This is a genomic window from Curtobacterium sp. AB7 (genome assembly GCF_044909335.1).
In the GTDB taxonomy this organism is placed as follows: Bacteria; Actinomycetota; Actinomycetes; order Actinomycetales; family Microbacteriaceae; genus Curtobacterium.
Window position 1 is genome coordinate 790,415 of the sequence record NZ_JBIYED010000001.1, and the last position, 26,283, is coordinate 816,697.

General features: G+C 71.5%; 25 protein-coding genes. 13 read left to right on the forward strand and 12 right to left on the reverse strand.

All coding sequences use genetic code 11. The annotated features are described in order from the left end of the window. Window positions 1-5: 5 nt before the first annotated feature. From ABH929_RS04005 to ABH929_RS04020, 4 genes are all read right to left on the reverse strand, one after another. Window positions 6-998: a sugar phosphate isomerase/epimerase family protein gene (locus ABH929_RS04005; protein ID WP_404560209.1), complete on the reverse strand. Its 993-nt coding sequence runs from the start codon at window positions 996-998 to the stop codon at window positions 6-8. 159 nt (window positions 999-1,157) lie between these two features. Next, entirely contained in the window at window positions 1,158-1,841 is a 684-nt protein-coding gene (locus ABH929_RS04010; protein ID WP_404560210.1) for a fumarylacetoacetate hydrolase family protein, read from the reverse strand. A gap of 229 nt (window positions 1,842-2,070) precedes the next feature. Next, the gene (locus tag ABH929_RS04015; protein ID WP_205463683.1) at window positions 2,071-2,421 is read right to left on the reverse strand and encodes a hypothetical protein; all 351 of its coding nucleotides are present in this window, start codon (window positions 2,419-2,421) and stop codon (window positions 2,071-2,073) included. A 93-nt stretch (window positions 2,422-2,514) separates the two neighbouring features. Beyond that, window positions 2,515-4,911, reverse strand: a complete 2,397-nt coding sequence (locus tag ABH929_RS04020; protein WP_404560211.1) for a phosphoketolase — start codon at window positions 4,909-4,911, stop codon at window positions 2,515-2,517. A gap of 197 nt (window positions 4,912-5,108) precedes the next feature. Between ABH929_RS04020 and ABH929_RS04025 the strand changes: the two genes are divergently transcribed. Further along, window positions 5,109-5,789 carry a hypothetical protein gene (locus ABH929_RS04025; protein ID WP_131922103.1) on the forward strand — a complete coding sequence of 227 codons (681 nt, stop codon included), beginning with the start codon at window positions 5,109-5,111 and terminating at the stop codon, window positions 5,787-5,789. An 82-nt stretch (window positions 5,790-5,871) separates the two neighbouring features. Here the strand turns inward: ABH929_RS04025 and ABH929_RS04030 are convergent, their stop codons facing one another. After that, the gene (locus ABH929_RS04030) at window positions 5,872-6,474 is read right to left on the reverse strand and encodes a DUF1992 domain-containing protein (protein ID WP_404560213.1); all 603 of its coding nucleotides are present in this window, start codon (window positions 6,472-6,474) and stop codon (window positions 5,872-5,874) included. A gap of 13 nt (window positions 6,475-6,487) precedes the next feature. Continuing rightward, entirely contained in the window at window positions 6,488-8,317 is a 1,830-nt protein-coding gene (locus ABH929_RS04035) for a glycoside hydrolase family 15 protein (RefSeq protein ID WP_263092098.1), read from the reverse strand. Window positions 8,318-8,883: 566 nt separating this feature from the next. Here ABH929_RS04035 and ABH929_RS04040 point away from each other — a divergent pair. The 5 genes from ABH929_RS04040 to ABH929_RS04060 all read left to right on the forward strand — a co-directional run bounded on the left by ABH929_RS04040 (window position 8,884) and on the right by ABH929_RS04060 (window position 13,711). After that, window positions 8,884-10,050 (forward strand): RtcB family protein, encoded by a 1,167-nt coding sequence (locus ABH929_RS04040; protein WP_404560215.1) that lies wholly within the window; start codon window positions 8,884-8,886, stop codon window positions 10,048-10,050. 1 nt (window position 10,051) lies between these two features. Then, window positions 10,052-10,669: a DUF6226 family protein gene (locus ABH929_RS04045; RefSeq protein ID WP_404560216.1), complete on the forward strand. Its 618-nt coding sequence runs from the start codon at window positions 10,052-10,054 to the stop codon at window positions 10,667-10,669. 120 nt (window positions 10,670-10,789) lie between these two features. Continuing rightward, complete coding sequence (locus tag ABH929_RS04050) at window positions 10,790-11,623, forward strand: DUF1206 domain-containing protein (RefSeq protein ID WP_263092095.1); 834 nt, start codon at window positions 10,790-10,792, stop codon at window positions 11,621-11,623. Window positions 11,624-11,684: 61 nt separating this feature from the next. Continuing rightward, the gene (locus tag ABH929_RS04055; RefSeq protein WP_263092094.1) at window positions 11,685-12,560 is read left to right on the forward strand and encodes an SMP-30/gluconolactonase/LRE family protein; all 876 of its coding nucleotides are present in this window, start codon (window positions 11,685-11,687) and stop codon (window positions 12,558-12,560) included. A gap of 71 nt (window positions 12,561-12,631) precedes the next feature. Beyond that, window positions 12,632-13,711 (forward strand): alpha/beta fold hydrolase, encoded by a 1,080-nt coding sequence (locus tag ABH929_RS04060; RefSeq protein ID WP_263092093.1) that lies wholly within the window; start codon window positions 12,632-12,634, stop codon window positions 13,709-13,711. Window positions 13,712-13,810: 99 nt separating this feature from the next. Here ABH929_RS04060 and ABH929_RS04065 read toward each other — a convergent pair whose 3' ends face one another. The 5 genes from ABH929_RS04065 to ABH929_RS04085 all read right to left on the reverse strand — a co-directional run bounded on the left by ABH929_RS04065 (window position 13,811) and on the right by ABH929_RS04085 (window position 17,665). Continuing rightward, complete coding sequence (locus ABH929_RS04065) at window positions 13,811-15,004, reverse strand: NAD(P)/FAD-dependent oxidoreductase (protein WP_404560218.1); 1,194 nt, start codon at window positions 15,002-15,004, stop codon at window positions 13,811-13,813. Between the two features lie 14 nt (window positions 15,005-15,018). After that, window positions 15,019-15,819 carry an SDR family NAD(P)-dependent oxidoreductase gene (locus tag ABH929_RS04070; RefSeq protein WP_263092091.1) on the reverse strand — a complete coding sequence of 267 codons (801 nt, stop codon included), beginning with the start codon at window positions 15,817-15,819 and terminating at the stop codon, window positions 15,019-15,021. An 8-nt stretch (window positions 15,820-15,827) separates the two neighbouring features. Further along, complete coding sequence (locus ABH929_RS04075; RefSeq protein ID WP_111086918.1) at window positions 15,828-16,334, reverse strand: Dps family protein; 507 nt, start codon at window positions 16,332-16,334, stop codon at window positions 15,828-15,830. Window positions 16,335-16,442: 108 nt separating this feature from the next. Continuing rightward, entirely contained in the window at window positions 16,443-16,955 is a 513-nt protein-coding gene (locus ABH929_RS04080; protein ID WP_111086917.1) for a MarR family winged helix-turn-helix transcriptional regulator, read from the reverse strand. Window positions 16,956-17,107: 152 nt separating this feature from the next. Next, window positions 17,108-17,665: an NADPH-dependent FMN reductase gene (locus tag ABH929_RS04085; RefSeq protein ID WP_111086916.1), complete on the reverse strand. Its 558-nt coding sequence runs from the start codon at window positions 17,663-17,665 to the stop codon at window positions 17,108-17,110. Between the two features lie 106 nt (window positions 17,666-17,771). Between ABH929_RS04085 and ABH929_RS04090 the strand changes: the two genes are divergently transcribed. From ABH929_RS04090 to ABH929_RS04115, 6 genes are all read left to right on the forward strand, one after another. Next, a complete protein-coding gene (locus tag ABH929_RS04090) occupies window positions 17,772-19,415 on the forward strand; it encodes an alpha-amylase family glycosyl hydrolase (RefSeq protein ID WP_404560220.1) in 1,644 nt (547 codons plus the stop codon). A gap of 110 nt (window positions 19,416-19,525) precedes the next feature. Continuing rightward, window positions 19,526-21,484 carry a hypothetical protein gene (locus ABH929_RS04095; RefSeq protein ID WP_404560222.1) on the forward strand — a complete coding sequence of 653 codons (1,959 nt, stop codon included), beginning with the start codon at window positions 19,526-19,528 and terminating at the stop codon, window positions 21,482-21,484. A gap of 145 nt (window positions 21,485-21,629) precedes the next feature. Continuing rightward, complete coding sequence (locus ABH929_RS04100) at window positions 21,630-22,289, forward strand: DUF308 domain-containing protein (RefSeq protein ID WP_404560224.1); 660 nt, start codon at window positions 21,630-21,632, stop codon at window positions 22,287-22,289. Further along, the gene (locus ABH929_RS04105) at window positions 22,286-22,549 is read left to right on the forward strand and encodes a hypothetical protein (protein ID WP_111086912.1); all 264 of its coding nucleotides are present in this window, start codon (window positions 22,286-22,288) and stop codon (window positions 22,547-22,549) included. Before ABH929_RS04100 ends, ABH929_RS04105 begins: the two co-directional genes overlap by 4 nt. Window positions 22,550-22,673: 124 nt before the next feature. Continuing rightward, on the forward strand, window positions 22,674-23,213 hold the full coding sequence (locus tag ABH929_RS04110) for an RNA polymerase sigma factor (RefSeq protein ID WP_404560225.1): 540 nt from the start codon (window positions 22,674-22,676) through the stop codon (window positions 23,211-23,213). Further along, on the forward strand, window positions 23,203-23,946 hold the full coding sequence (locus ABH929_RS04115) for a hypothetical protein (protein WP_404560226.1): 744 nt from the start codon (window positions 23,203-23,205) through the stop codon (window positions 23,944-23,946). Before ABH929_RS04110 ends, ABH929_RS04115 begins: the two co-directional genes overlap by 11 nt. Before the next feature lie 72 nt (window positions 23,947-24,018). On the opposite strand, the gene ABH929_RS04120 is transcribed toward ABH929_RS04115, so the two are convergent. Further along, window positions 24,019-24,897, reverse strand: a complete 879-nt coding sequence (locus tag ABH929_RS04120; protein ID WP_404560227.1) for a LysR family transcriptional regulator — start codon at window positions 24,895-24,897, stop codon at window positions 24,019-24,021. A 236-nt stretch (window positions 24,898-25,133) separates the two neighbouring features. On the opposite strand from ABH929_RS04120, the gene ABH929_RS04125 reads away from it, so the two are divergent. Further along, entirely contained in the window at window positions 25,134-26,261 is a 1,128-nt protein-coding gene (locus tag ABH929_RS04125) for an MFS transporter (RefSeq protein WP_404560228.1), read from the forward strand. The last annotated feature ends 22 nt before the right edge of the window (window positions 26,262-26,283 follow it).

The following is a 26,283-nucleotide window of genomic DNA, read 5'->3' on the forward strand; positions in this document are numbered from 1 at the left end:
GGACGCTACGCGGGCGTGCCTGTGTCGGCGTCCCGGCGTCCGGCCGGTCGATGCGATCCCAGGCGCGTCCCGCCCCGCGGAGAGGCCGTGGGGTGGGGTGGCTCGAAGTCGACCGCCGAGGTCGGAGCGGGCGACGAGGGCATCGCCGGCGCGGCCGGTGCGCCGTACGCGTCGGCCGCGTCGAGCACGGCGCGCGTCGCCGCCGCAGCCGTCCGCAGGGCGTCGCCGATCGGCATCGCCCGGTGGCCGGGCGTCCGGACCTCGACACCCCACGGCTCGTCGAAGCCGAGCTCCCGGACGGTGCGCACGAGCCCTGGCAGGTCCCACGCGCCCGCGCCGGGCAGGTACCGTGCCTCGCGGGATTCCTCGGACAGGGTCATGCCGGCCGGGGTGTGCAGGAGCCCGTCGCTCAGTTCGACCGCCGCGAGCGTCGCGGGCGCGACCGCCTGGCGGATCGACGCCAACGTGGACCCGCCCCGCAGGGTGTGCATCGCGTCGAGCAGCAGCCCGCCGTTCGGGTGCCCCGCCGCCGCGACGAACCGCGAGGCCCGTTCGATCGTCGGCAGGTTCGACCACGGCTCGGGTTCGAGGACGAGCTGCGCGCCGACGGCCGCGGCCTGGTCGGCCAGCACGGTCCAGTCGGCGGCCATGGTGATCGGTGATGCGCCGGGCAACGTCGTGTCGGCACGAGCGATCACCTGCCAGGCGCGGAGCGCCGCTGCGGCCTCGAGGACCACCCCACGGTCGGCGACGTCGTCGTCGGTTCGGCTCGTGCACGTCCACCAGCGGTCGAGCGGGCCCAACTGGACCCAGACGATCCCTGCACCGTCGAGCATGCGGCGGAGTTCGGCAAAACCCGTCGTCGCACGCACCTCGTGCAGGTCGTCGAGTGACAACGAGAGTCCGGCGAACCCAGCGGCACCGACCGAGTGGACCCGTTCGCGGATGGGCTCGGCGCCCGCCCACGTCCACGACGTCGCCAGCAGATCGTGTTCCATCACGGCTGTACCTCCGTCATCCCGGAGCAGCTGCAGACGCCCGTCGCGATGGTCCTGCCCCGTGTGTGCGACGCCGCGATCCCCACCTGGCGTCGCACCAGGAATACCCCGCGTGTCTGCGAGCGTTCCCAGCGGCTCGTCACACCGCGGAAACGCCGGTCAGATGATCCGGGTGCGCACCGTGCCGATGCCGGCGATCGTCCCGACGGCGAGCTGCCCGCGTTCCAGAGGCCCGACCCCCTCGGGCGTCCCCGTCATGAGCAGGTCCCCGGGGGCGAGCGTCACCGACCGCGACAGCGCCGCGATCGTCTCTGCCACCGACCAGATCTGCTCCGCCAGGTCACCGACCTGCCGTCGTTCGCCGTCGACGACGAGCTCGATCACACCGGCCGTCGGGTCGGTGCCCTGCGCCGGGACGATCGCGCCGATCGGTGCCGAGGCGTCAAACCCCTTCGCCGTGTCCCAGGGCCGGCCGAGGCGCTTGGCCTCGGCCTGGAGGTCGCGTCGGGTGAGGTCGATGCCCACCGCGAAGCCCCAGACGTGGGTGAGCGCGTCGTCGACGCCGATGTCCGCGCCGCCGGTGCCGATCGCGACGACCAGTTCGACCTCGTGCTCGAGCTGGGTCGTCTGCGGCGGATACGGGGTGTCCGCGTCGTCGACGACGACGGCGTCCGCGGGTTTGGTGAAGAAGAACGGCGGCTCGCGGTCCGGGTCGTGCCCCATCTCTCGTGCGTGCGCCGCGTAGTTCCGACCGACGCAGAAGACGCGTCGGACGGGGAAGCGTGCGCCCGTGGTCGTGGGGACGGTCGGGAGGCTCGGGGCCGGGATGACGAGGTCGGTCACGGTCTCAGCGTGGCAGGCTCGCAGGGCGTCGGTTCAGCTCTCACCGAAGGACGCCTCGTACTTGAGCTTCCGCGCGCGGGCGCGCTCCTGCCGTTCGCGCCACTCGAGCCGCATCTGCGCGAGCTGTTCTTCGGCGCCCTTGGCGCGCATGAGCGGACCGTAGTGGGGGCTCGCGAGGAGCCGTGGTGTCGTCATCTCGCGGTTGTCGAGCCATCGTTTGAACTCTTCATCAGTCAGTCTCGAGATCATCTGTGACCAGTCCTTCCTGTTGTGTCCGGGCTTCCGCTCGTGCTGCCTCGAAGTCGGCGAGCGCTGTGGACGTCCATGTGTCGTCATCAGTCGTCCAGCTCCGGGTCACCAGTGCCGCGGACATCACGGCCGCTGCCGCGCGCCTGTCCTCGTCATCCGAGGTCGCGCGGTCGGCGACCCATGACCAACGCTGCCACCAGAGATCCCGGTGCCCCAAGAACTCGGTATTTCGCCGCCCGGCCCGCCCGTTGACCACCGACACGACCAACGCGCCGACGGCCACGAGGGCACCGACCACCGACACGACCGCACTCGTCACCGCGACATCCATGCGGACCACCTTCATGCCACAGGACCGGCCAAGCGGCGGGCGCGACCGGTCCTGTGGACGGTGATCCGGGCCTCCCGGCCTGTGCAGGAGGGATCAGGCAGACGGGTCCTGCGGCCACCCCGAGAACTCCCAGCCGTCGACCGACGGGTGGTCCTCGCCCCGCGAGTAGGCGTACTCGCGGGCGGCGTCCCGTGCAGCGGACAGCCGGTCGAGCAACTCGGCATGCGCGCCGGCATCGACCCGCGTGAGCGCGTCGTGGGCCAGGGAGAACCGGTCCATCTCACTGAGCATGAGCATGTCGAACGGCGAGGTCGTCGTGCCCCGCTCCAGGAACCCGTGCACGTGCAGGTCGTCGTGGCCGTTGCGGCGGTACGTCAACTGGTGCACCAGCGACGGGTAGCCGTGGAACGCGAACACCGTGGGCGTCCCGGGCAGGAAGAGCGCGTCGTACTGCTCGTCGGGGATGGCGTGCTCGTGCTTCCGGTGGTCCCCGAGCGACAGCAGGTCGACGACGTTGACCACCCGGACGCCCACGTCGGGCGCGTGCTTCCTGATGATGTCCGCCGCGGCGAGGGTCTCGACCGTGGGGACGTCTCCGGCGCTGGCGAGGAGGACGTCGACGCGTCCGACGGTCTGTTCGGTGCCAGCCCAGTCCCAGACGCCCAGCCCGGCGTCGGCGTGCGCGACGGCGTCCGCGAGCGAGAGGAAGACCGGTTCGGGGTGCTTCCCGGCGACGATCACCTCGATGCGGTCGGTGGTCTCGAACGCGTGCGCGGCGACGGCCAGCAGGGTGTTCGCGTCGGCGGGCAGCTTGATCCGGACCAGGTCCTGCTGCTTGGACGCGACGACGTCGAGGAACCCGGGGTCCTGGTGGGAGAACCCGTTGTGGTCCTGCCGCCAGACGTGCGACGACAACAGGATCGACAGGTTCGACACGGGCGCACGCCAGTCGATGTCGGTCGAGGACTCGAGCCACTTGGCGTACTGCCCGACCATCGAGTCGATGATGTGGGCGAACGCCTCGTAGGTGTTCAGGAGCCCGTGCCGGCCGGAGAGGACGTAGCCCTCGAGCATGCCCTCCAGCAGGTGCTCCGACAGCACCTCGGTCACGCGTCCACGGGCAGCGAGGTGCTCGTCGCCGACCGCGCGTTGTGCCCGCCACACGCGCGAGGTGACGTCGAACACGGCGTCGAGCTTGTTCGAGATCGTCTCGTCGGGGCCGAAGAGCCGGAACGTCGACGGGTTCTTCGTGATCAGCGCTGCGAGCCACGGGCCGAGCGTGCCGGTGGCCGAGGCCGTCGAGCCGGCGGGGACCCCGTACGCGTCGAGCGCTGGCCGGTCGAGGGCCGTCCGGATGCGTCCGCCGTTGGCGTGGGGCGTGGCGCTCATCCGGTCGTCGCCGGTCGGACGGATCGTCGTCGTGATCCCGAGGGGGTTCCCGTCCGCGTCGAAGAGCTCCTCGGGTCGGTAGGACCGCATCCACTCCTCGAGCTGGGCGCGGTGTGCGGAGTTCTCGCGGACCTCGGACAGCGGCACCTGGTGGGCGCGGAACGTCCCCTCGACCTGCTGGCCGTCGACCTCCTTCGGCCCGGTCCACCCCTTCGGGCTGCGGAGGATGATCATCGGCCAGCGCGGGCGCAGGTCGGCGGCGCCTGCGGGTTGCCCGGCAGCCGCACGTTCGGCTTGGGCCCGGGCCGCGGCCTGGATGTCGTCGATCGATGCGAGTGCTCGACGCAGGGCGCCGTCGAACAGGGCGTGCACGGCGTACGGGTCGTCGTCGACCCGCTTCGAGTCCACCACGATCGGGTCGTAGCCGAGACCCCGGAAGTAAGCGGTCAGGTCGTCACCGGGGATGCGGGCGAGGACGGTGGGGTTCGCGATCTTCCACCCGTTGAGGTTGAGGATCGGCAGCACGGCACCGTCGGACACCGGGTCGAGGAAGGTGTGCGCCTGCCACGACCCCGCGAGCGGTCCGGTCTCCGCTTCACCATCGCCGACGACGCACGCGACCACCAGGTCGGGGTTGTCCAGGGCCGCTCCGTACGCGTGGGCGAGGGAGTAGCCGAGTTCGCCGCCCTCGTTGATGGAGCCGGGTGTCTCCGGTGCGGCGTGCGACGGGATCCCGCCGGGGAACGAGAACTGCCGGAAGAAGCGCTGCAGGTCGTCGTCCGGGTACAGCTCGCCCCACGTGCCGTCGAGCCAGGCGTTCGCGTTCATCGCCGGGCCGCCGTGGCCCGGGCCGCAGACGTACAGGAACTCGCGTCCGGTCTCGGCGATCAGCGCGTTGCAGTGCGCGTACACGAGGTTGAGGGCAGGCGAGGTGCCCCAGTGACCGAGCAGCCGGGGCTTGATGTCGTCGGGTTCGATCGGCCGCCCCAACAGGGGGTTGTCGAGCAGGTAGATCTGTCCGACCGTCAGGTAGTTGGCGGCACGCCACCAGGCGTCGACCGCCCGGAGTCGGTCGGTGGTGGAGAGCTGTGCAGGAGCCATGCCCCCACGCTACGAAACGCCGAGCCCGTGAACCTCAGGAAACCCGTCCCAAACCGATCGCGGGGGTGCACCGAATGAGTTGCACAGGGCAAAAGCCCAGGGCGCTCTCCGGTCAGACATGGCCGTTGTTCAGCGTACGCACAGGAGCATGCGTCGGCCGTCGGCCGGGGTGCCCACACAGCAAAGGAATGATCACCATGCGCAAGAGCCTGAAGACCTCCATCACCCTCGCCACGACCGGCGCCCTCGTGCTCGGCGGTGCCGCGTTCGGCATCTCCTCCGCCCAGGCCTCCACCCCGGCGATCCACACGGTCTCGTCGTCGTCGTCGAAGATCCCCGCACCGGTCGCCTCCGTCCCCGAGGTCCTCGGTGGTTCCACCGCCGTGAAGCTCGACTCCGGCTTCACCGACGCCCTCACCGCCCTCAAGCTCACCCCCGGCGTCTCCGGCGACGCGACCCTCGCTGACGGGTCGGTGTCGTTCCCGATCACCGCCGGGTCGGTCACGTACTGGTCGCCGGACGGCAACTACAAGCCCTACGTGCAGGGCCTGCTCAACCACGACGACTCCGGCCTGACCCTGAAGGCCGGCGACACCACCGTCACGCTCGAGAACTTCGTCGTGAACCCGGGCTCCTCGAAGCTCTACGGTGACGTCCTGGTCAACGGCAAGGTCGCCGCGTCGAACGCGTTCCTGTTCGAGCTCTGGGGCGGTTCGCTCAAGCCCCTCCAGCTCGAGGGCGACAACGCCATCCTGACCGGCACCACCGTCCACGTCTCCGAAGACGCCGCCGGCCTGCTGAACAAGACCTTCGGCACCGACGCCGTCAAGCGCGGCCTCCTCGTCGGCACCGCCACCATCACCGCACAGATCAAGTAACACCCCGCACCACCGCACCACCGCACCACCGCAGCACAAGAGAAGGGCCGCCCCGGGCAACCGGGACGGCCCTTCTGCGCGTTCAGTGACGCCGGCGCCACCACCGGCGACGTCCGTCGTCAGACCCGGCTGCCAGTGCAGCCGCAGCCGTTGCGGCCTCAGCGAGACGGGCCTCCCGGCGGTCACGCCACGCGACGACCTCGTCGTCGACGTCCCGAAGCGGCGTCACGACCGGCGGCCCACCGAGCAGCTGGCGTCGGGCTTCCTTCACCCGGGCGTTGAAGTCCACCAGGACATCGCGCACGTCGGACTCGGTCGACAGTGCGTCGAGGGCATCGTCGAGTTCCGCGTCCTCGGTGCGGAGTGCGAGGGCGGGCGGAGCGATCCCGCGGATGTCCTCGCGTTCGATCTTGGAGCGGATCCACCAGTCCGGGTCGTGCTGCCCGTCGTTCCCGGGCAGGGGCTTGCCGTGGTACGGATTGCCCTCGAAGACGCCGCGGCGCTCGGCCTCCTCGATCTGCGCCCGAGCGTGCGCGGCGACGTCGGCCGCCTTCAGTAGTCGGCGTTCCTCACGCACTTCGTCCGGGTCGAGCGACCCCTGCTCGATCTCACTGTCGACCAGCTGCTGGTAGCGGTAGCGAGCGGCCCTGCGGAGCCGGTCCATCCGTGCATCGACGTCGTTCATGACCCCTCCATGATCACTCCGAGCGGTCGTCCTCGCCAGTCAGTTCCTCGATGGTCAGCGCTGCCTGGATGAGCGCCAGGTGCGACAGCCCCTGGGGGAGGTTGCCCATGAAGGAGCCGTCCTCGCTGATCATCTCGCTGAACAGCCCGACGTCGTTCGCCTGGCCGACCATCTCGTCCATCAGGGACCGTGCGTCGTCGATCCGGCCCGTGCAGGCCATCGCAGCAGCGAGCCAGAACGAGCACGCGACGAAGGGTGACTCCTCGTCCTCGATGCCCGAGTAGCGGTACACCAGCGGCCCGCGCTGCAGGTGCTCCTCGATCGCCCGGATGGTCGACGCCATGCGCGGGCCGCGGTCGAAGGAGCTCATCGCGTGCAGCAGGATCGACGTGTCGAGCGCATCCGAGCCCGGGTACATCACGTAGTGACCGCGTTCCTCGTCCCAGCCGTGCTCGGCGACCCACTGCTCGATGAGCTCGCGGTTCTCGATCCACTTCTCGCGCGGTCCGTCGATCATGCCGGCGTCGTGGAGGTCCACTGCGGCGTCGAGTGCCTGCCAGCAGCCGATCTTGCTCGTGACGTAGTGCTGGGTGTCCTCGAGCTCCCACATGCCCGAGTCCGCCTCCTCCCACCGGTGGCAGGCGTCGTCGGCGAGTTGCTGCAGGACGGCCGCGGTCTTCCGGTCCAGGACGTTGCCGGCGGCGACGTACTGGCGCAGGATCTCGAAGACGTCGCCCCAGACCCCGAGCTGCAGCTGGTCGCCGGCGCGGTTGCCCACCGTGACCGGGCCGATGCCGTTCCACCCGGGGACGTCGCGCTCCTCGACGTCGTCGCTCTTCGTGCCGTCGAGCTCGTAGAAGATCGGCATGTCCTCGTCGTGCTCGGCGATGGTGCGCATCACCCACGACACCGCCGCGTGGGTCTCCTCGCGCAGGCCGAACCGGGTCAGGGCGTGCACGGTGTACGACAGGTCGCGCACCCAGGCGAACCGGTAGTCCCAGTTCTTGCCGCCGGTCCGGTCCTCGGGCAGGCTCGTGGTCGGCGCTGCTGCGATCGCTCCGGTCGGCGAGAAGATGAGCAGCTTCAGGGCGAGGGCGCTGCGCTGCACCGCTTCGGCCCACGGGCCGTCGTAGGAGAACTCCTCCGACCAGGTTGCCCAGTTGTCGATCGTGCGGTCCATCGCGGCGAGTGCGCTCTCCGGCCGCGGCATGAAGATCGGCTCGTCGTGCGTGCCGACGATGGTCAGGATGTGCTTCGATCCGTCGCCGGTGGTGAACCGGCCGGAGAAGCGTGGGCGGTCGTCGTCCACCGGGTCGAACCCCTGCTCGACGATCGCGATCGTGATGCCGTCGATGCCGATGACGGCGCCGTTCGCGGTGTCGAGGCGCTTCGGTTCAGCGGTGTTCAGCAGGGTGCCGGGCACCACCGCCCACTCGAACTCCACCGAGCCGCTGACCCCCTGGACGCAGCGCGCGACTTCGGCCCACGGCAGGCGGCCGGCGACGCCGGTGACCATCGCGTCCGTCACGGTCACCCGCCCGGACGGTGTCGTCCACGTCGTGACGAGCACGTTGGTGCCGGGCAGGTACTCGCGGGTGACCTCGGCCGACCGGTCCACCGGCCGGAGCGCTACGTGGCCGCCGTGTTCGCCGTCGAGGATCTGCGCGAACACGGGCGGTGAGTCCATCGAGGGGATCGGCAGCCAGTCGATCTGCCCGTCGCGGGCGATGAGCGCGACGGTCCGGCCGTCGCCGATCGCGCCGTAGGTGCGGAGCGGGGCGTACCCGTCGGTGCGTGCGTGGGTGTCGACCGCGTCGAGGGTGTCTTCGGTGCGCTCCGTCATGCACCCAGACTGCCCTGGCCCGAGGCACGACCATCAGGCGGACGTACCCCGCTGTGGAGGACACGGAACGGGCCCACAGCTGTGCACGACCCGCGACACGCCCGGGTGAGTTGCGCACCCCGGGCGTGTCGCACTACTGTCGCTCTCCTGCCCATCCGCAGGACGCCAGCGGCATCAACGTCGTCGGCAGGACGCCAGCGGCATCAACGCCGCCGGCAGGAACGCCAGCGGCATCAACGCCGCCGGCAGGAACGCCCGCCCCGGGCACACCGGAAGGACCGCGCATGCGCGCCGTGCAGCACAACGAGGAGCGCGTCGAGCTCCAGCTCGACGCGACCGCCGTGCTGCCCGAACCGCAGCAGCAGTGGTCCCTCCGCTATCCCGCGTAGGCACGGAACGTCCCACGACGCCCCGTGCCCACCCGGCCCGGGGCGTTCGTCGTCCTGCTCATCCTCGCCACGTCGCGCTCGACGTCGCCCGGAGCGCAGGCCGGACACCGTCCGGACCGTCATCGAAGACCGTCCAGACGACCGTCCAGACGACCGTCCTGAAAGCGAGACGAAGCAATGAAGAAGATCAACGACCGGCTGCTGAGTTGGGCCTCGATGCTCGAGGACAACACCGAGCAGCAGGCCCGCACGACCGCACGCATGCCGTTCGTGTTCCCGCACCTGGCCCTGATGCCCGACGCCCACCTCGGCCTCGGCGCCACCGTCGGTTCCGTCATCCCGACGCTCGGCGCGGTCATGCCGGCTGCCGTCGGCGTCGACATCGGCTGCGGCATGATCGCGGTCCGGACCCAGTTCACCGAGGCCGACCTGCCCGACGACCTGCAGGAGCTGCGCGAGCAGATCGAGCGCGCGATCCCGCTGTCGGCGGGCGCGTCGAACCGCACGATCGTCGCGACCGCCGAGCCGCGGATCGCCGAGCTCGAGGCGATGGCCGACGCCGCCGGGTTCGACCCCGCGCAGGCGCACGGCGGCTGGCGCAACCAGCTCGGCACGCTCGGTTCCGGGAACCACTTCATCGAGGTCTCCCTCGACGAGCAGGACCGGGTCTGGCTCTTCCTGCACTCCGGATCGCGGGGCGTCGGCAACAAGATCGCACAGCGGCACATCACGGTCGCCAAGCGGCTGATGGAGCGCTGGTGGATCCAGCTGGCGGACCCCGACCTGGCCTACCTGGTCGAGGGCACGCCGGAGTTCGACCGGTACATCGCCGAGCTGCGGTGGGCACAGCACTTCGCCCTGCTCAACCGCGAGGAGATGATGGACCGCGTCGCGCGGCAGCTGTCCGAGGTCGTCGGTACCCCCGTCGACGAGCAGGAGCGGATCAACTGCCACCACAACTTCACGCAGCGCGAGATGCACTGGGGGAAGTCCGTGTGGGTGTCCCGCAAGGGAGCGATCCAGGCGACGGCCGGACAGGCCGGGCTGATCCCCGGGTCGATGGGCACGGCGTCGTACGTCGTCGAGGGCCTCGGCAACAAGCCGTCGCTCGAGTCGTCGCCGCACGGTGCCGGCCGGCTGTTCTCGCGGAGCGCCGCACGGCGGACCTTCACGCACGACCAGCTGCGCGAGGCGATGGTCGGCATCGAGTACCGCGACACCGACGCGTTCCTCGACGAGATCCCGGGCGCGTACAAGCCGATCGACCAGGTCATGGCGGATGCGTCGGACCTCGTGTCGATCCGGCACACGCTGCGGCAGGTCGTCAACGTGAAGGGGGACTGACGTGACGGTCGCGACCCTGCCCGACGTCCTGCGCGCCGTCGAGTCCGCGTGGGTGGCGCGGCCCGAGCGTGACGTCTCGTGGCCGGCCCCGCATCCGGACCGCGATCCGTTGGACGAGGAGTACTCCCGCGTCACCGACCCCGAGCGGCACCTCGTGATCGGTGCGCGCGTGGCCGTCTGGGTCGAGGTGCTCGTCGACCTCGGCCTGGCCGAGCGGACCACGCGGCCCGACGGCGTCCTCCGGCTCGTCCCGGCCGTCGACGGCGCGCTGTCGCTCGACGTCGACGTCAGGTCGATGGACGGTCTCCCGGGCACCGCCGTCGACCTCTCCGTCGGCGACCCGGCTGCCGTGGTCGGATCACAGCCGAACTGCGGGTGCGATGCGTGCGACGACGGCTCCGAGACCCTGCTCGAGGCGGTCGACGAGATGTTCGTCGGGATCCTCGGTGGCGGCTTCGTCCTCATCGACTCGAAGCACTCGTGGATCGTCGCGACGGCGGACGGCTGGAGTGCCACGGGCAACACCGGGGACGTCGCTGCGGCGGTCGCCGCAGCGCGGCGCGGCGAGCGCCGTCGGGGGCGGCGCACCCTGGTCGGCGCGGCCTGGTGGGTGCGCTGACGACGGTGCAGACGGGAGGCGCGGATCGGACCCGCCCCGCGCCTCCCGTCTGGTGCCGGGCAGCGTCCACTGCCCGGCGCGGCCCGGACAGACCGGCCCGCGTCGGGCACGCTTGACCGGATGAGCGACACAGCAGAGCACGCAGCACGGGAGACCGGACGACAGGTCCGACGAGCGGCGGACAGCCGCTGGTTCGAGCTGACCGCTCGCGCCGGCTTCGTCGGCAGCGGCATCGTCCACCTGCTGATCGGGTACCTCGCGATCCTGCTCGGCATCGGCAACGCGTCCTCCGGCGGTGAGACCGACCAGTCCGGAGCACTGCAGCAGATCGCCGCCGTTCCGGGCGGGGTCTTCCTGCTCTGGCTGATCGCGATCGGCACGGCAGCACTCACCGTGCGGCTGATCGTCGAGGCCGTCGTCGGCGGCCGGTCGGACAGCACGCGCGGGTGGCTCGCCCGGGCGAAGGACGTCGCGAAGGCCGTTGTCTACGGCATCATCGCGTACTCGTCGGCGTCGTACGCCCTCGGTGCCGGGTCGAGTTCCAGCAGCTCGTCGCAGAGTGCCGCGGCGAAGACCCTCGCGACGCCCGGCGGGGTGTTCGTGCTGCTCCTCGCCGGCGCGATCGCGGTCGCCGTCGGCATCGGGCTCGTGGTGATCGGATGCCGGCGGACGTTCCGGAAGCAGATCACCCGACCGTCCGGTGCCCTCGACCGGGTGGTCACGGTGCTCGGGGTCGTCGGGTACGTCGGCAAGGGCATCGCCGTGGTCATCGTCGGTGTGCTCATCGGTGTGGCCGGACTGCGGAGCGACCCGGACCAGGCGACGGGATTCGACGCGGCATTCGACGCCGTGCGCTCGATGCCCGGCGGCGTGTTCGTCCTGGTCGCGATCGGCATCGGGTTCCTCGCCTTCGGCGTCTACAGCTTCTTCCGCGCGCGGTACGCCCGCCTCTGACGTGCCGGGCGAGCTCAGTCCGTCTGGGGGAGCACGGAGCCGACGCCGGTAGACCGGTCCGATGAGCACCAGCGCGACGACCGGACCCGTGACCGTCTTCTCCGACGCCCGGGCGGTCCTCGCCGAGAGCATCGTGTGGGATCCGTCGGCGCAGCTCCTCCGCTGGACCGACATCACCCTCGGCACCCTCGTCACCGCGCAGTCCGACGGCACCGTGGTGTCGACCGTCCCGCTCCCACCGCCGCTGGCGAGCTTCCAGCCGCGGGCCTCCGGCGGGTTCGTCGCGGCCCTCGGCGACACCGTCGTCGTGACGGACGAGCACGGGGCGATCGAGCGTGAACTCACCCGCGTCGAGCACGCCACGGCCGGGCTCCGGTTCAACGAGGGCAAGTGCGACCCGTTCGGCCGGTTCCTGGTCGGCAGCATGAACCTGACGACGGGCGAGCCGGACGGCGCGCTGTACTCGGTCGAGGCCGACGGCACGACGCGGCTGCTCCGTGGCGGCTTCGGCGTGACGAACGGCTTCGAGTGGTCGGACGACGGCACCGTGATGTACGTCACCGACACGAGCGCATCGACGATCTACCGTGGGTCGTACGGTCCGGACGGCGAACTCGGCGAGCTCGAACCGTTCGTCGTCGGTCACGCCCACGACGGTCTGGTCCGCGACGACGAGGGCTGCTCCTGGAGCGCGATCTACGGCGGCGGCCGGGTGGAGCGGTACGGCCCGGACGGATCGCACCTCGAGACGGTGGAGCTGCCGACCCCGAACGTGACGTCGGTGGCCTTCGGCGGCCCCGACATGTCGACGCTGTTCGTCGCCTCGGCGCGGGAGAACCTCACCGAGGAGCAGCTGGAGCAGCACCCGTCCTCGGGGGCGATCCTGGCCGTGCCGACGCGGGTGCACGGGTTCCCCGCGAACACCTTCAGCGGCTGACCGGGCGGGAGCGCACGCAGCGTCGGGGTCCGCAGGTATCGTGGGCGCTCGCCCGACCCGAGGAGACCCACGTGAACGACGAGCGCACGGCAGCGACCCCGGACCCGGGAGGCGAACTCGCGAAGGCGGAGGACGCCGACGTCACCGTCGAGGTGGACCGGGTCGCGGTCGACGGCACGTACGTCCGCGTGAGTTCGATCGGGGAGCCGGGGGAGCGGGCGTTCCTGCTCGTCGCCGGCCTCGGCATCGCGGCCACCTACTACGAGCGGCTCGCCCCGCACCTCAACGAGAACGGCCCGGTGCACGCCCTCGACCTGCCCGGCTTCGCGGGCGTCCCCCGGTTCCGCGGGAAGGTCTCGATCGAGCGCTACGCCGATGCCGTCGAGAAGGTCATCGACGACCTCGGCCTGGTCGACCCGGTCCTGGTCGGCCACTCGATGGGCACCCAGGTCGTGACCGAGGTCGCGGCGCGTCACCCGGAGATCTCGGACCTCGTGCTCATCAGCCCGGTCGTCGACTCGCACGCGCGCACGGTCCGCCAGTCCGCGTTCCGGTTCCTCCGTTCGACGCTGCACGAGCCCTCGGCGGTCCGCTGGCACGGCATCACGGCGTACGCGCTGTGTGGCTGGCACTGGTTCTCGAAGGTGCTGCCCCGGATGATCGCGTTCCCGATCGAGGAGCGCGCGGCCCACGTGCAGGCGCGCACGCTCATCGTCCGCGGCGAGCACGACGCGATGGTCCCGCGGGACTGGATCCGCCGACTCGCGCGGGTGTTCCCCTACGCGGTGCTGCGCGAGGTCGTCGACGGCGCCCACTCCGTGATGCACGCCCAGGCCGACGCGGTCGCGCAGCTGGCGGTCGCGCACGTCGACCACCGGCTGCCGGACCGCGGGGTCGGTTCGCTGCAGCGGGTGCGCGACGACTCGACGGCCTCGGACCTGTCGCGTCTCAGCCCGAGCGAGGCGTGGATGCTCGTGAAGTCGCGCTTCGTCGAACTGGTCGGCATGGCGAGGAAGGACGACGAGACGCTCGAGGCGGCGAAGTCCGCCCACGCGGTCGCGATGGCCGACGGGGACGACCTGCCGGTCGACCCTGCCGACCGCAAGGCGGTCGTCGACGCGGTCGCACCCGAGGCCGACCCGAACCGCTGACACCGGGTACTGCTCGCGACGCACAGGAGGCCCGGTGCCGGTTCCGTGAACCGGCACCGGGCCTCCCGTCGGTCGCGTCCAGGGCGACCTGTGCGCCGGTCAGGCCGTGATGCGGCCCGGCAGCATGTCGGGCGTCAGCGCGTGCGCCTCGGCGAGGACCTTGCGGGCCTCGTCGGTCTTGTCCCACACGTTCCAGAGCAGCACGCCGCGCACGAGGTCGTCGTCGTCCAGGTAGTAGACGACGCCGGTGACGGTCGGGTCCTGCCAGTCCTCGACGGTGCGGAGCTTCGTGGCGACCTGCCCCACCGCTTCGTACCCCATGTCGAAGACGTCGGAGTAGAACATCGGCGTGTGGTCGTAGGTCTCGTCGGCGTCGGCGAGGTTCCGGCCGGCCTGGCGACCCTGCTGCTGCGCGTTGTCGACGTGCTCGACCCGGCGGGTCCCGAGGATCCGGTCCGGGTACTCGGCGACGTCGCCGGCCGCGAAGACCGAGTCGTCGTCGGTGAGCAGCGTCGACGAGACGACGATGCCGTCGCGCACGGTCAGGCCGGCGTCGGCGGCGAGCTGGGTGGCGGGCTCGATGCCGAGTCCGGCGACCACGGCGTCCGCCTCGAGCACGGAGCCGTCGTCGAGCGTGAGCGTGACCCCGTCGGCCGTCTGCGTGCCGGACTCGACCCGGCGGCCGAGTCGGAGGTCCACGCCGGCGTCGACGAAGCGCTGCTGGAAGGCACGGGCGAGGTCGTCCGGGAACATCCGTCCGCCCACGACCTCGTCCGGGTCGACCAGGGTGACGCGGGCGCCGTTCTGCACGACCCCGGCGGTGATCTCCTGGCCGATGTAGCCGCCACCGACGACGACCACGTGCGCCCCGGCGTCGGCGAGCTCGCGGAGCTTCCGGTAGTCGTCGGCGCTGCGGTAGTCGAGCACCCGGTCCGAGGGCTCCAGACCGGGCAACCCGCGGGGCTTGCCGCCGGTCGCGATGAGCAGCCGCTCGTAGCCGTGGGTCTGGCCGTCGGCCGTGGTCACGGTCTTCGCGGCACGGTCGATCCCCGTCACCGCGATCCCGAGGACGAACGACGCCCCGGTCTCCTCGGTGTGCAGGTCGACCTTCTCGTCCCAGCTGAAGTCCGGGTCGGTCCACAGCTTCTTCGACAGGGCCGGGCGGGCGTAGGGCCGATCGACGTCCTCGCTGAGGATGCCGATCGTGCCGTCGGCGTCGAGCTCGCGGACACCGCGGGCGGCGGCGTCGGCGACCATCCCGCCGCCGATGATGAGGTATCGGTAGTCGGTCACGGTGCCTCCTGGCGTCAGATCGTGGCGACCGAGCCGGAGTCGACCCGGTAGTTGGAGCCGTTGACGAAGCTCGCCAGGTCGGAGCAGAGGAACGCGATGACGTTCGCGACCTCTTCCGGCTCACCGCGGCGCTTCAGCTCCATGTAGGGACGTTCCTCGTCGAGGAAGCTCGTGATCGCGTCGTCGAAGCTCTGGTTCGTCTCCTTCGCCCGCTTGTTCATCATCGCGTCCGTCATGGGCGTGTGGATGAAGGCGGGGCTGACGGTGTTCACGAGCACGCCCTCCTGCGCGTAGGTGCGCGACAGGCCCTTCGCGAACGACAGGACCCCGGCCTTCGCGGCACAGTAGGGCAGTTCGTCGTCGTAGGGCTGCGAGGCGTCCTCGGACACGAGGTACACGATCCGGCCCCAACCGCCCTGCCGCAGGTCGCTGATGAACTCGCGCGTGATGCGGACAGGACCCATCAGGTCGACGTCGATGGTGTCGGCCCAGCCCTGCTCGTCGATCTCGTGGAACAGCCCTTGCGCGCCGGTGACGCCCGAGGACTGCACCAGGATGTCGATCGCGCCGACGGCGTCCCGCACCTTGCCGTGCAGGTCCGCCAGGCTCGCCGCGCTCGTGACGTCGGCGGCGAACGCGTGCAGTCTGCCGAGCGGCGCCTCGAGCTGGTCGGCGCTGTTGTCGAGCTGCGCCTGGTCGAGGTCACTCACGACCACGGTCGCACCCTCTGCCAGGAGGATGCGAGCCGTGTTCCAGCCGATGCCGGAGTCGGCACCGAAGACGAGAGCGGTCTTGCCCTGGATGCCGAGGTCCACGGGGCCCGCTAGGCGTGCGCCGAGGCGTCGGCGACGGCAGGCGTCGTGGCGGAGGCCAGCGGCGTGCTCGGTGCGCGGTTCTCGGCCGAGACCATCCACGCGAGCTGCTCGAGGCGCTCGATGAAGCCGTGGAGCAGGTCCGCGGTCGTCGGGTCCTCTTCGTCGACCTCGTCGTGCACGTCGCGCATGGTGCCGGTCGCCTGGTAGAGGCGGAGCGTCACCTGGTCGATGGCGTCGTGCGTCGTGATCTCGCCGTCGGGGAACTGGTCGAGGTGGCTCGACGCCGCGACCGTGCTCGAGCGTCCGTCCGGCACGGCGTACAGGGCGCGCATGCGCTCGGCCGTGTCGTCGGCGAACTCGCGTGCGGCGTCGACGATCTCGTCGAGCTGCAGGTGCAGGTCGCGGAAGTTCGTGCCGAGGATGTTCCAGTGGGCCTGCTTGCCCTGGAGGTGCAGGTCGATGAGGTCCACGAGGACCGCCTGGAGGTTCTTGGCCATCTTGTCCGAAGCGTGCATGGTGGTGGCTCCTTTCGCGTCGGTGACCCTTCTGGTCTACGCGGTGCGGCCGAGACCACTCTCAGTGCGCACGGAACTGCACTGTCCCCCGGGGCGTGCTCGCGGCGGTCAGTGCGCCGGTGCCGGGTCGACCTGGTCGACGGCGCCGCGCATCTGCTCGAGGAACGACGCGACGATGCGGGCCTCGGACGCGGGCAGTCCCTCGGCGATCGACATCATCCTGCGGTGCATGATGCCGAGGGTCGCGCGGACCTCGTCGTCGGTCTCGGTCGTCGGGGTGATCACGAGCGCTCGACGGTCGGTGGGGTGCGGGTCGCGGCGAACGTGGTTCGACTTCACCAGGCGGTCGATCAGGATCGTGGTCGAGGCCGACGAGATCTTCAGGTAGGCGGCGAGGTCCTTGGGGCTGACGCTGCGGCCCGAGCGCTGCGACTGCAGCAGGAATCGCACGGCGAGCAGGTCGGTCTCGCCCATGCCCATCGAGTCGCGGGTGCGGCGGCGCATCGCGGTCTCGGCGGCCCGGTAGCGACGCAGGGCGTTGAGCACGGCGACCCCGCGCTGGGTCGCGTCGTCGTCGGGGAACCAGTACCCGGACGCCTCGGTGATCTCCTGCGTTGCCATTGCCACAGGCTAGTCCGTCTCGTATGGAGGCCGTCTAGCGAATTCCTGTGGGTGTGCCTGTTCCGTTCGCGCGTGCAGGACGGGAGGCCCGTGGCGGGGTCGCCACGGGCCTCCCGTCCGTCCTGTGGTGCGGTCGACCGCACCCGGACGCTCTACGCGGCGGCCTGCTCGGTCGATGCGTCGGCGAGCGCGTTCAGCGCGCCCTGGACGAGCGAGGTGACCTCGGCGTCCTCGCGCGGGTGGGTCTCCGCGAAGCGGACGACCGACTGCGGGATCGCGACCTTGACGTCCTCGAGCACCTTCGCGCCGGCGATGCCGGCGACCTTGCGGGCGTCGTCGTGGGCCCACACGCCGCCGTACTGCCCGAACGCGGAACCGATGGCGGCGAGCGGCTTGCCGGACAGCGGCGAGGCGCCGAACGGACGCGATGCCCAGTCGAGGGCGTTCTTCAGCACGGCCGGGATCGTGCCGTTGTACTCGGGGGTGACGAGCAGGACGGCGTCCGCGGCGGCGATCGCGTCGCGGAAGGCGACGGCTGCGGCCGGCGGGGTGTCGCCGTCGATGTCCTCGTTGTAGAACGGCAGGTCGACGATGCCGTCGAACGTGGTGACCTCGATGCCCTCCGGCGCGTGGTGTGCCGCGGCCTCGGCGAGCTTGCGGTTGATGGAGTCGGCGCGGAGGCTGCCGACGAGTGCGAGGACGTTCGTCATGGTGATCCTTCTGGTTCGAGACGTTGTTCTGGGACGGAAAGGTGTCTGCGACAACCAATCCGAGCGTACGGCGTGCTATTCCCAGACCGCTGGGTACGGTGGCGACGTGAGCACGCTTCGGACGCCGGCCAGCACGCCCCGCACGACCAACCGGGACTGGTGGCGCGACGCCGTCGTCTACCAGGTCTACCCACGCAGCTTCGCGGACTCGAACGCCGACGGCCTGGGCGACGTCGCGGGCATCACCAGCCGCGTGCCCTACCTGGCGGCGCTCGGCGTCGACGCCCTCTGGCTCTCGCCGTTCTTCCCGTCACCCCTCGCCGACGGCGGGTACGACGTGGCCGACTACCGGGCGGTCGATCCGCGACTCGGCTCGCTCGCGGACCTGGACGCCCTGCTCCGGTCCGCGCACGAGCACGACCTGCGGGTGATCGTGGACATCGTGCCGAACCACACCTCGGACGAGCACGAGTGGTTCCGCGCGGCGCTCGCGTCCGCGCCGGGGTCGCCGGAACGGGCGCGGTACGTGTTCCGCGACGGAAGCGGTCCCGCCGGGGAACTCCCGCCGAGTGACTGGGTGTCGAACTTCGGGGGAAGCGCCTGGACCAGGGTGCCGGACGGTCAGTGGTACCTGCACCTCTTCGCGCCCGAGCAGCCCGACCTGGACTGGTCGAACCCGTCCGTCCGTGCGGATTTCGAGGACACGCTGCGCTTCTGGTCGGACCGCGGGGTCGACGGGTTCCGGGTCGACGTCGCACACGGCCTGGCGAAGGACCTGTCGACGCCGTACCGCGCATCGAACGAGCACGCGCTGCCGCTCGACGGCTCCGACCCGCTGTACGACCGCGACGAGGTGCACGGGATCTTCGCGTCGTGGCGCACCGTGCTCGACGAGTACGACCCGCCCCGGGCCGCCGTCGCCGAGGCCTGGGCGCCGGCACCGCGACGCGTCCTGTACGCCCGGCCCACCGAACTCGGGCAGGCGTTCAACTTCGACCTGCTCGAGGCACCGTTCGAGGCCGCTGCGTTCCGGAGCATCATCGAGCGGAACCTGGCGGCGTCCGAGCAGTCCGGCGCGTCGAGTACCTGGGTGCTGTCGAACCACGACGTGGTGCGACACGCCAGCCGGTACGGCCTGCCGGACGACACCGACACCGACGCGTGGCTCCTGACGGACGGCACCACGCCCGAGCTCGACCGGGAGCGGGGCCTGCGCCGAGCCCGCGCCGCGACCCTGTTGATGCTCGCGCTGCCCGGGTCGTCGTACGTCTACCAGGGCGAGGAGCTCGGCCTGCACGAGGCCGCCGCGATCCCGCGTGACCAGCTGCAGGACCCGAAGTGGCTCCGCTCCGGACACACCGTGAAGGGCCGGGACGGGTGCCGTGTGCCGATCCCGTGGACGACCTCCGGGCCGTCGTTCGGTTTCGGGGAGGTCGCGCCGCTGCTGCCGCAACCGGCTGACTTCGGGTCGTCGTCGGTGCAGGCGGAGGACGGCGATCCCGCGTCCACCCTGACGCTGTACCGGGAGGCGCTCGACGCGCGTCGCCGGTTGCAGCAGGGCGAGGAGCTCACCTGGCTGGACGCCCCCGACGACGTGGTCGCCTTCGCCCGGCACGACGGGTGGCGGTCGGTCACGAACCTCGGCACGACGCCCGTGCCGCTGCCGTCGGGGGACGTCGTGGTCGCGTCCGGGCCGCTCGGTGCCGCGGCCGGCGTGCTGCCGGGCGAGACGACGGTCTGGTTGGCCTGAGCGGACCGGCTCCGTCCGTTCTTCCTCCACAGCCAGGAGGCCCGTGGCTGCGTTCCACAGATCGGCTTCGGTCCGACCTGCGGTGGCCGCTCGATCGCGACGATCGGGACATGACAGAACCCACTGCTCCGACATCCGTCCCGGACCCGCTCCGGTCGCGGGCTGCCCGTCGCTTCGCGACGGTGTGCACCGCGCTGACCGCCCTCGCCGTCCTCGCGGCTCCTGCGATCCTGCCCACCGGCTCGAGTGCGGCGGCACTCGACTTCCCCTACGACAACTCGTTCACCAGCGCGGCCGGTGGCACCCTGAGCGGTGACGCCGCGATCGTCGACGACCGTCTTCGCCTGACCGACGACGTCCGGAACCAGGCCGGGGCGTGGTCGACGAACGACACGTTCCCGTCGGACACCGGGCTCGAGATCGCGTTCGACTACGCGATGCACACCGACGAGGACGACCCCGGCGCGGACGGCCTGCTGCTCTTCCTCGCCGACGGCGCCGCCGCGCAGGGCGTCGGGGCGTTCGGCGCCGGCCTCGGGTACGCCTGCCGGAGCACGCAGACCGAGGGTGGCGGACAGCCGTGCGACCTGCCCGGGGTCCCGGGTGGGTTCGCCGCGATCGCGATCGACCACTACGGCAACTTCTCGTCGCGGATCAACGGCTCGGGCCCCGGCGCGCAGGCCGACCACGTCGTGGTCCGCGGGTCCGGCAACGAGAACGACGGCTACCGCTACGTCGCGGGGGCTCCGGCACCCGGCGGCACCGTGACGACCGGCTCGACGCCGCGCACGGTCCGCGTCACGCTGCTGCCGGGCGAGGACGGCGAGCTCACGCTGACGGTGCGGCTGCAGGTCGGTCAGGTGATGCGCACCGTGCTCGACGGGGTCCCGCTGCACGGCGACGGACAGGTGCCGATGCCGAGCACGCTGCGGCTCGGGTTCGCGGGCGCCACCGGCAGCCACGTGAACACGCACGAGATCGACGCCCTCCGGGTCCGGAAGCCGGCGGACCTGTCCGTCGAGCACGACCTGCCCGCGACCTCCGTCGCCGGCAGCCCCGTCCGCTACACCGTGACCGCACGGAACCCCGGTCCGAACGACGCCGAGCCGAGCCCACTGCGGGTGGACGTGCCCGAGGGCATCGAGGACGCCACCTGGACCTGCGCGCCGGCAGCGGGTTCGGGCTGCGCCGTCGCCTCAGGCGCGGGCGACGTCGAGACGGACCTCGCCCTGCCCCGCGGCGGATCAGCCGTCGTCACCGTCGAGGGGCGCATCGCCGACGGTGCCGAGGGGCCGCTCGAGAGCGTCGCGACCATCGCACCGCCGTCGTCGATGTCCGACACGAACGAGGCCGACAACACCTCGCGGGCGAGCACCACCGCCGTGACGGCCGTGGCCGCGGCGCACGTCGAGACGGACAAGTCCGTCTCACCCACGACCGTCGAGCCCGGCGACGAGGTCGTGTACACCGTGACCGCCCGGAACCGCGGACCAGCGGTCGCCCAGCAGGTCGGCGCGGTGGACGACCTGCCCGACGCGATGCGGTTCGTCGGGTCCGACGACGAATGCGTGGCCGAGGGGCAGCGGGTGACCTGCCGCTCCGAGGTCGCGCTCGCCGTGGGGGACACCCACGACTTCCGGCTCCGGGCGGTGCTCGACCCGGAGTACGGGGGCGACGGGTCCGACGTGGTGAACGTGGCCACGGCGACCTCCCCGACGGACCCGGACGGCGGCGACCCGTCGACCGAGGTCGCGATCGTCGTCGACCAGGACGACGAGGGTCCCGCGCCGAGCCCGTTCCCGACCCCGGCGCCCGGCCCCGACGACGCGGCATCGGTGCCGGATGCTCCCCGCGGTGACGACGGCGACGGCGACCGGGGTCCCCGTGGCCCCGTCACCGACGCGGCGCCGCAGGCCGCACGGGGCGCCCTCGCCTACACCGGCGTCGAGGACCTCGGGCTGGTCGCCGCGCTCGCCGCGGTGGTCGTCACGGCCGGTTCGACCTGCTGGTGGCTCGCTCGTCGGCGTGGACGGCGGTCGGTGGTGACGGACGACCAGCCCCGGTCCTGATCCAGCGGTGGGGTGGCGTCGTCCGGGCGACGCCACCCCGGCCGGCATTCGAGCATCCTCAGTGCTGCGCAACCCCCGGCGGTCGGTCGGCTGCCACCGCGGCGGTAGGATCGATCTCACGATCCGCATGCCTGAAAGAGGTCCCGTGTCCGACACCGTGGACGACGCCACCACCGTGAGCGAGGCGACCCAACGCGCGCGGTACTGGCCGATCCCGATCCTCCGGGCGGTGCCCGCCGCGGTCGTCGCGCTCGTCATCACCTTCTCGACGAACCACGCCGCCGGCTACGGCCTGCTGTTGTTCGCGGGCTTCGCGCTGGTCGAAGGGCTCGTGCTCCTGTGGGCCGGCGTCGCGCGGCTCCCGCTCGACGGTCGGTCCCGCCGCACCACGTTGCTGCAGGCCGTCATCACCCTGCTCGCCGCCGTCGTCGGGTTCGCCGGCAACGGCCTCGGGCTGCCGGCGTTCATCTCGGTCATCGTCGCCTTCGCGGTGCTCACCGGGGCGCTCGAGCTGGCACAGGGTCTGCGGGCTCGTCGTCGTTCCCCTTTCGCGCGCGACTGGACCACGATCGGCGCGCTCACCCTGCTGCTCGCGATCGCCTTCCTCATCACCCCGCCGGACTACTCGCAGCAGCTCGGTGGTGTGGAGCAGGTCACCGGCACGCTGGACGCCTCGATCGTCCTGGTCGGCCTGCTCGGCGCCTACCTCGCCATCACGGCGGTCTTCCACGTGATCGCCGGCCTCTCGCACAAGTGGGGTACGGCCACGCCGGCCGTCGCCCCGGACGGAGCACCACACGCATGACCACCCCCAGCCGTCGTGACCGTCTGCGCCCGGTCGAGCTCCTCGGGATCTCCGCGATCATCGCGGTGTTCACCGGGCTCGTCGTGCTGTTCTCGACGCGGGAACTGCAGCTGGCCGTGATCTTCCTCGGCGTCGCGTTCATCGTCGTCGTCGTGGTGCTGGCGATGCTCCAGCTCGCGTCGACCAGTGACCAGGACGACAACGACATGCTCGGCGGGCACAAGACGCCCGGCGACGGCGAGGGCGACGACTTCCACTGATGCACGGCGGGCGCCGCCGATCGCACCGCGGTCAGGGACACGCCCGGGATCACGTTTCCGCCACGGTCCTGTCAGGATCGCGCGTCCTGCCGACACCTCTGGGTGAAGGAGGTGGGATGTGGACGTGACGACGGGCACCGACACGGACGAAGGACTCGTCCGTGCGATCGCGCAGGGGGACACCGGTGCGCTCGCACGGGTGTTCGACCGCTACGCCGCCACGCTCACCCGGTACGCCTGGGCACTCGTCGACGACCGGTCCGACGTCGAGGAGATCGTGCAGGACACGTTCCTGACGCTCTGGCAGCGGGCGGTGGCGCTCGAGCTCCCGGCCGACACCGTGCTGCCCTGGCTGCTCGTCGTCTGCCGGAACCACGCGTTCAACACCGGGCGCAAGCAGGCCCGTCGGCGCGCTGACGAGCTCCCCGAGCACCTCTCGTCGCCGGCCGAGCACGACGAGGCCCGCGAGACCCTGCGCTGGGTCCGGACGGAGATCGCCGCACTCCCCGACGTCGACCGCCGCATCTGCGAGCTCTGCCTGCTCGAGGGGCACTCCTACGCCGAGGCCGCCGAGCTGCTGGGCCTCAGCGTCGGGGCGGTTACCCAGCGGGTCTCCCGCAACCGACGCCGACTCAAGAAGGTGGTGATGCACGATGAACACTGAGCCTCCCGAGGGAGACGACCTGCAGCGCATGCTCGTCTCGATGAAGCAGCACGTCCTCGAACGTGCCACCCCGCGTCCGAAGCGCCGTCGTGGTCGGTCGGGGATCGTGATCGGCGTCGTCGCGCTGCTCGCCGTCGGCACCGCCACCGGAGCCGTCGCGCTGACGCTCTCGCAGCAGGACACCCCGGTCGCCGCACCCACCCAGACGCAGGCGCCCGAGCCCTCGCCGACGGCCACCATCCCGAGTTCGGCCCCGATCACCGGCACACCCCGCCCCACCGCGACGTCGACGCCGCTGAACACCACCGCCACGATCCCGACGGACTGCCGCGCGGTCGTGCCTGCGTCGGAGTACTCCCGGTTCTTCGGGGACATCACCGCGACCGATCAGGACGTCGATGACTCGACGGACGGCGGCGGCATCGCCGGTACGGGGCTGAGTTGCGAATGGCGGGCGCCGGGTGCGGACGGTGGGGTGCTGTACGTCACGGTCTTCACCACGACCGCAGAGCAGGCCCGGGACCAGGTCGACACGTTCGGTGACGAGGCCGGCGGCACCTGCACGGAGCGACCGGACGGCACGCTGTGTCAGCTCCGAGCGACCCTCGACGACGGCGCCGCCAAGGCGTACACCCTGTACGTCCGCGGCGACACCTACGTCGTCGTCGACCAGATCGGCTTCCCGACCGACAACCTGCTGGGTGCGGTCGTCGGGGAGGTGTGGGGGGACTGACGGCCAGGAGGCTCGTGGCGGACCCGCCCCGTGTCTCCTGTCCGTCGGTGGGGTCCACCCACCGGCGCCGCGTCAGACGACGCGCGCGGCCACGATGTCGCGCGCCAGCGTCCGGACCGCACGGTTCGGCTCCGGACTCGTGCGGATCGCCAGGCCGATGCGGAGTGGTTCGACCGCGTCCTCGAGCTCGACGACCGCGCCGTCGTGCCGCACTCCGGAGTCCGGCACGACCCCGACCCCCAGCCCCGCCGAGGCGAACCGGATGACCGCGGGCATGTCGTTCATCTCGGCGACGATCCGCCGTCGGATCCCGAGCCGCTCGAGTGCGGCGTCCAGGATGATCCGGTTGCCGAACCCGTGCGCGGTGTCGACGAAGGGTTCGTCCGCGAGGTCGGCGAGCGACACCGAGCGGCGCCCGGCCAACGGGTGGTCCGACGCCGTGAAGACCCGGAACGGCATCTCGCGCAACGGTTCGACCACCACACCCGCCGGCACCGTCGGCAGCCCCGTGTACGCGAGGTCGAGCCGCCCGGCGACGAGGTCCTGCACGAGCCCGGTCGTGCCGGACGGCGAGGTCATGAGCTCCACGGTGACGAGCGGGTGCCGCCGCCGAAACCGCTGCAGTACGCCGGTCAGATCGACGATGTCCATGCTCGTGAAGATGCCGAGCCGCACCCGTCCGCGCAGATCGGCGTCGTCCACGGTCGCCAGGTCGCGCATCCGGTCGAGCGACTCGAGCACGGCGCGGGCGTGTGGGAGCAGGTCCTCGCCGGCGGTCGTGAGCACGAGGTGTCGTCCGGTGCGGTCGAACAGCCGCACGCCGAAGGTCCGCTCGAGCGAGGCGATCCCCGCAGACACCGTGGACTGCGCCGCCCAGAGCCGTTCGGCCGCGCGGGTCACACTGCCCTCGGCGGCGACGGTCACGAACTGTTCGAGCAGGCGGGTCTCCATCGCCCCATCATCGATCCGATCGATGGGCGGCATCAAGAGCATCCGTTGGACTCGATGCACAGGCCGCGCGATCATCGGAGCATGTCAACCGTGACCGACACCCCGACGGGCGCGCTCCCCGCCCCGCATCCGCGCCCGCGAGCGAGCGGGTCCCGGCCCCCCGTGGCCGTCGTGCGCACACCCGTCGGCGCCACGGCTTCGGCTTCTGGGCCGTCGCCTTCGCGTTCCTGTCGGTGATGGCCTTCGCGACCGTCCCCGCGCCGCTGTACGTCATCTACCAGGCACGGGACGGCTTCCCGACGTTCACCACCACGATCATCTTCGCCGCGTACGGCGTCGGGGTGGTCGGGTCCCTGTACCTGGCCGGACACCTCAGCGACGTGCACGGGCGGAAGCCGCTCATCCTCGTGTCGATCGCGCTCGAGCTCGTCGCCGCCGTGTTGTTCCTGGTCTGGAACGACGTCACCGGCCTGATCGTCGCGCGTCTCGTGACCGGCCTCGGCGTCGGGACGCTCACCGCCACGGCGACCGCCCACCTCGGGGAGCTCCGGGTCCGTGCGACCGGTTCGTCCGACTCGGCGAAGGGCGCGAGCGTGGCAGCGGGCGCCGTCAACCTCGGCGGGTTGTCACTCGGCGCCCTCGTCGGTGGTGCACTGGCCGAGTTCGTCGGAGCGCCGCTCATGGTGCCGTACGTCGTGTTCGTCGTCGCCCTGGCCGTGGCCTTCGTGCTCGTCCTCGTCGTGCCGGAGACCGTCGCCCGCCCCGAGACCCGCGTGCCCTACCGCCCGCAGCGCATGCAGGCACCCGAGGGCAAGGCCGCCGCGTTCTGGGCAGCCGGTGCCGCGGCGTTCGCGGCCCTCGCGGTCCAGGGGCTCTTCACCTCGGTCGCCCCGACGTTCCTCGGCACCACCTTCCACGTCACCGACCGACTGGCGGCCGGTGCGACGACCTTCGGGGTGTTCGCCGCGAGTGCCGTCTCGCAGATCGTGTTCGCCCGACTCACGCAGCGCACGCAGATCCGACTCGGCATGGTGCTCCTGGTCGGCGGCCTGGCGGTGCTCGCCGTCGCCGCGGTCCTGCTGCAGGTCGCCGGCTTCATCGGCGGTGGCGTCGTGGCGGGCGCCGGGGTCGGGCTGCTCTTCCGGGCCAGCATCGCGAGCGCCGGAGCCCTGGTCGGTCCCGAGCGTCGGGGCGGGGTGCTCGCGGCCACGTTCCTCATCGCCTACGCCGGGCTGACGGTGCCGGTCGTGGCCGTCGGGGCGGCGCTCCTGGTGATCCCGACCCTGCCCGTCCTGATCGGGTACGTGGTGCTCGTCGCCGTCCTGGCCGTCATCGCCGGCACCCGACTGGCCGCGCGCGCCTGACGCGGGGCGGGCCTCCCGTCCG

Excerpts from the sequence above, each read along its gene's own strand:
- ABH929_RS04015 (WP_205463683.1), bottom strand. The coding sequence starts at position 2,421 with ATGGATGTCGCGGTGACGAGTGCGGTCGTGTCGGTGGTCGGTGCCCTC.
- ABH929_RS04040 (WP_404560215.1), top strand. The coding sequence starts at position 8,884 with ATGAAGAAGATCAACGACCGGCTGCTGAGTTGGGCCTCGATGCTCGAG.
- ABH929_RS04095 (WP_404560222.1), top strand. The coding sequence starts at position 19,526 with ATGACAGAACCCACTGCTCCGACATCCGTCCCGGACCCGCTCCGGTCG.
- ABH929_RS04030 (WP_404560213.1), bottom strand. The coding sequence starts at position 6,474 with ATGAACGACGTCGATGCACGGATGGACCGGCTCCGCAGGGCCGCTCGC.
- ABH929_RS04050 (WP_263092095.1), top strand. The coding sequence starts at position 10,790 with ATGAGCGACACAGCAGAGCACGCAGCACGGGAGACCGGACGACAGGTC.
- ABH929_RS04055 (WP_263092094.1), top strand. The coding sequence starts at position 11,685 with ATGAGCACCAGCGCGACGACCGGACCCGTGACCGTCTTCTCCGACGCC.
- ABH929_RS04125 (WP_404560228.1), top strand. The coding sequence starts at position 25,134 with ATGGCCTTCGCGACCGTCCCCGCGCCGCTGTACGTCATCTACCAGGCA.
- ABH929_RS04035 (WP_263092098.1), bottom strand. The coding sequence starts at position 8,317 with ATGACGGAGCGCACCGAAGACACCCTCGACGCGGTCGACACCCACGCA.
- ABH929_RS04085 (WP_111086916.1), bottom strand. The coding sequence starts at position 17,665 with ATGACGAACGTCCTCGCACTCGTCGGCAGCCTCCGCGCCGACTCCATC.
- ABH929_RS04120 (WP_404560227.1), bottom strand. The coding sequence starts at position 24,897 with ATGGAGACCCGCCTGCTCGAACAGTTCGTGACCGTCGCCGCCGAGGGC.
- ABH929_RS04020 (WP_404560211.1), bottom strand. The coding sequence starts at position 4,911 with ATGGCTCCTGCACAGCTCTCCACCACCGACCGACTCCGGGCGGTCGAC.
- ABH929_RS04080 (WP_111086917.1), bottom strand. The coding sequence starts at position 16,955 with ATGGCAACGCAGGAGATCACCGAGGCGTCCGGGTACTGGTTCCCCGAC.
- ABH929_RS04075 (WP_111086918.1), bottom strand. The coding sequence starts at position 16,334 with ATGCACGCTTCGGACAAGATGGCCAAGAACCTCCAGGCGGTCCTCGTG.
- ABH929_RS04115 (WP_404560226.1), top strand. The coding sequence starts at position 23,203 with ATGAACACTGAGCCTCCCGAGGGAGACGACCTGCAGCGCATGCTCGTC.
- ABH929_RS04005 (WP_404560209.1), bottom strand. The coding sequence starts at position 998 with ATGGAACACGATCTGCTGGCGACGTCGTGGACGTGGGCGGGCGCCGAG.
- ABH929_RS04025 (WP_131922103.1), top strand. The coding sequence starts at position 5,109 with ATGCGCAAGAGCCTGAAGACCTCCATCACCCTCGCCACGACCGGCGCC.
- ABH929_RS04105 (WP_111086912.1), top strand. The coding sequence starts at position 22,286 with ATGACCACCCCCAGCCGTCGTGACCGTCTGCGCCCGGTCGAGCTCCTC.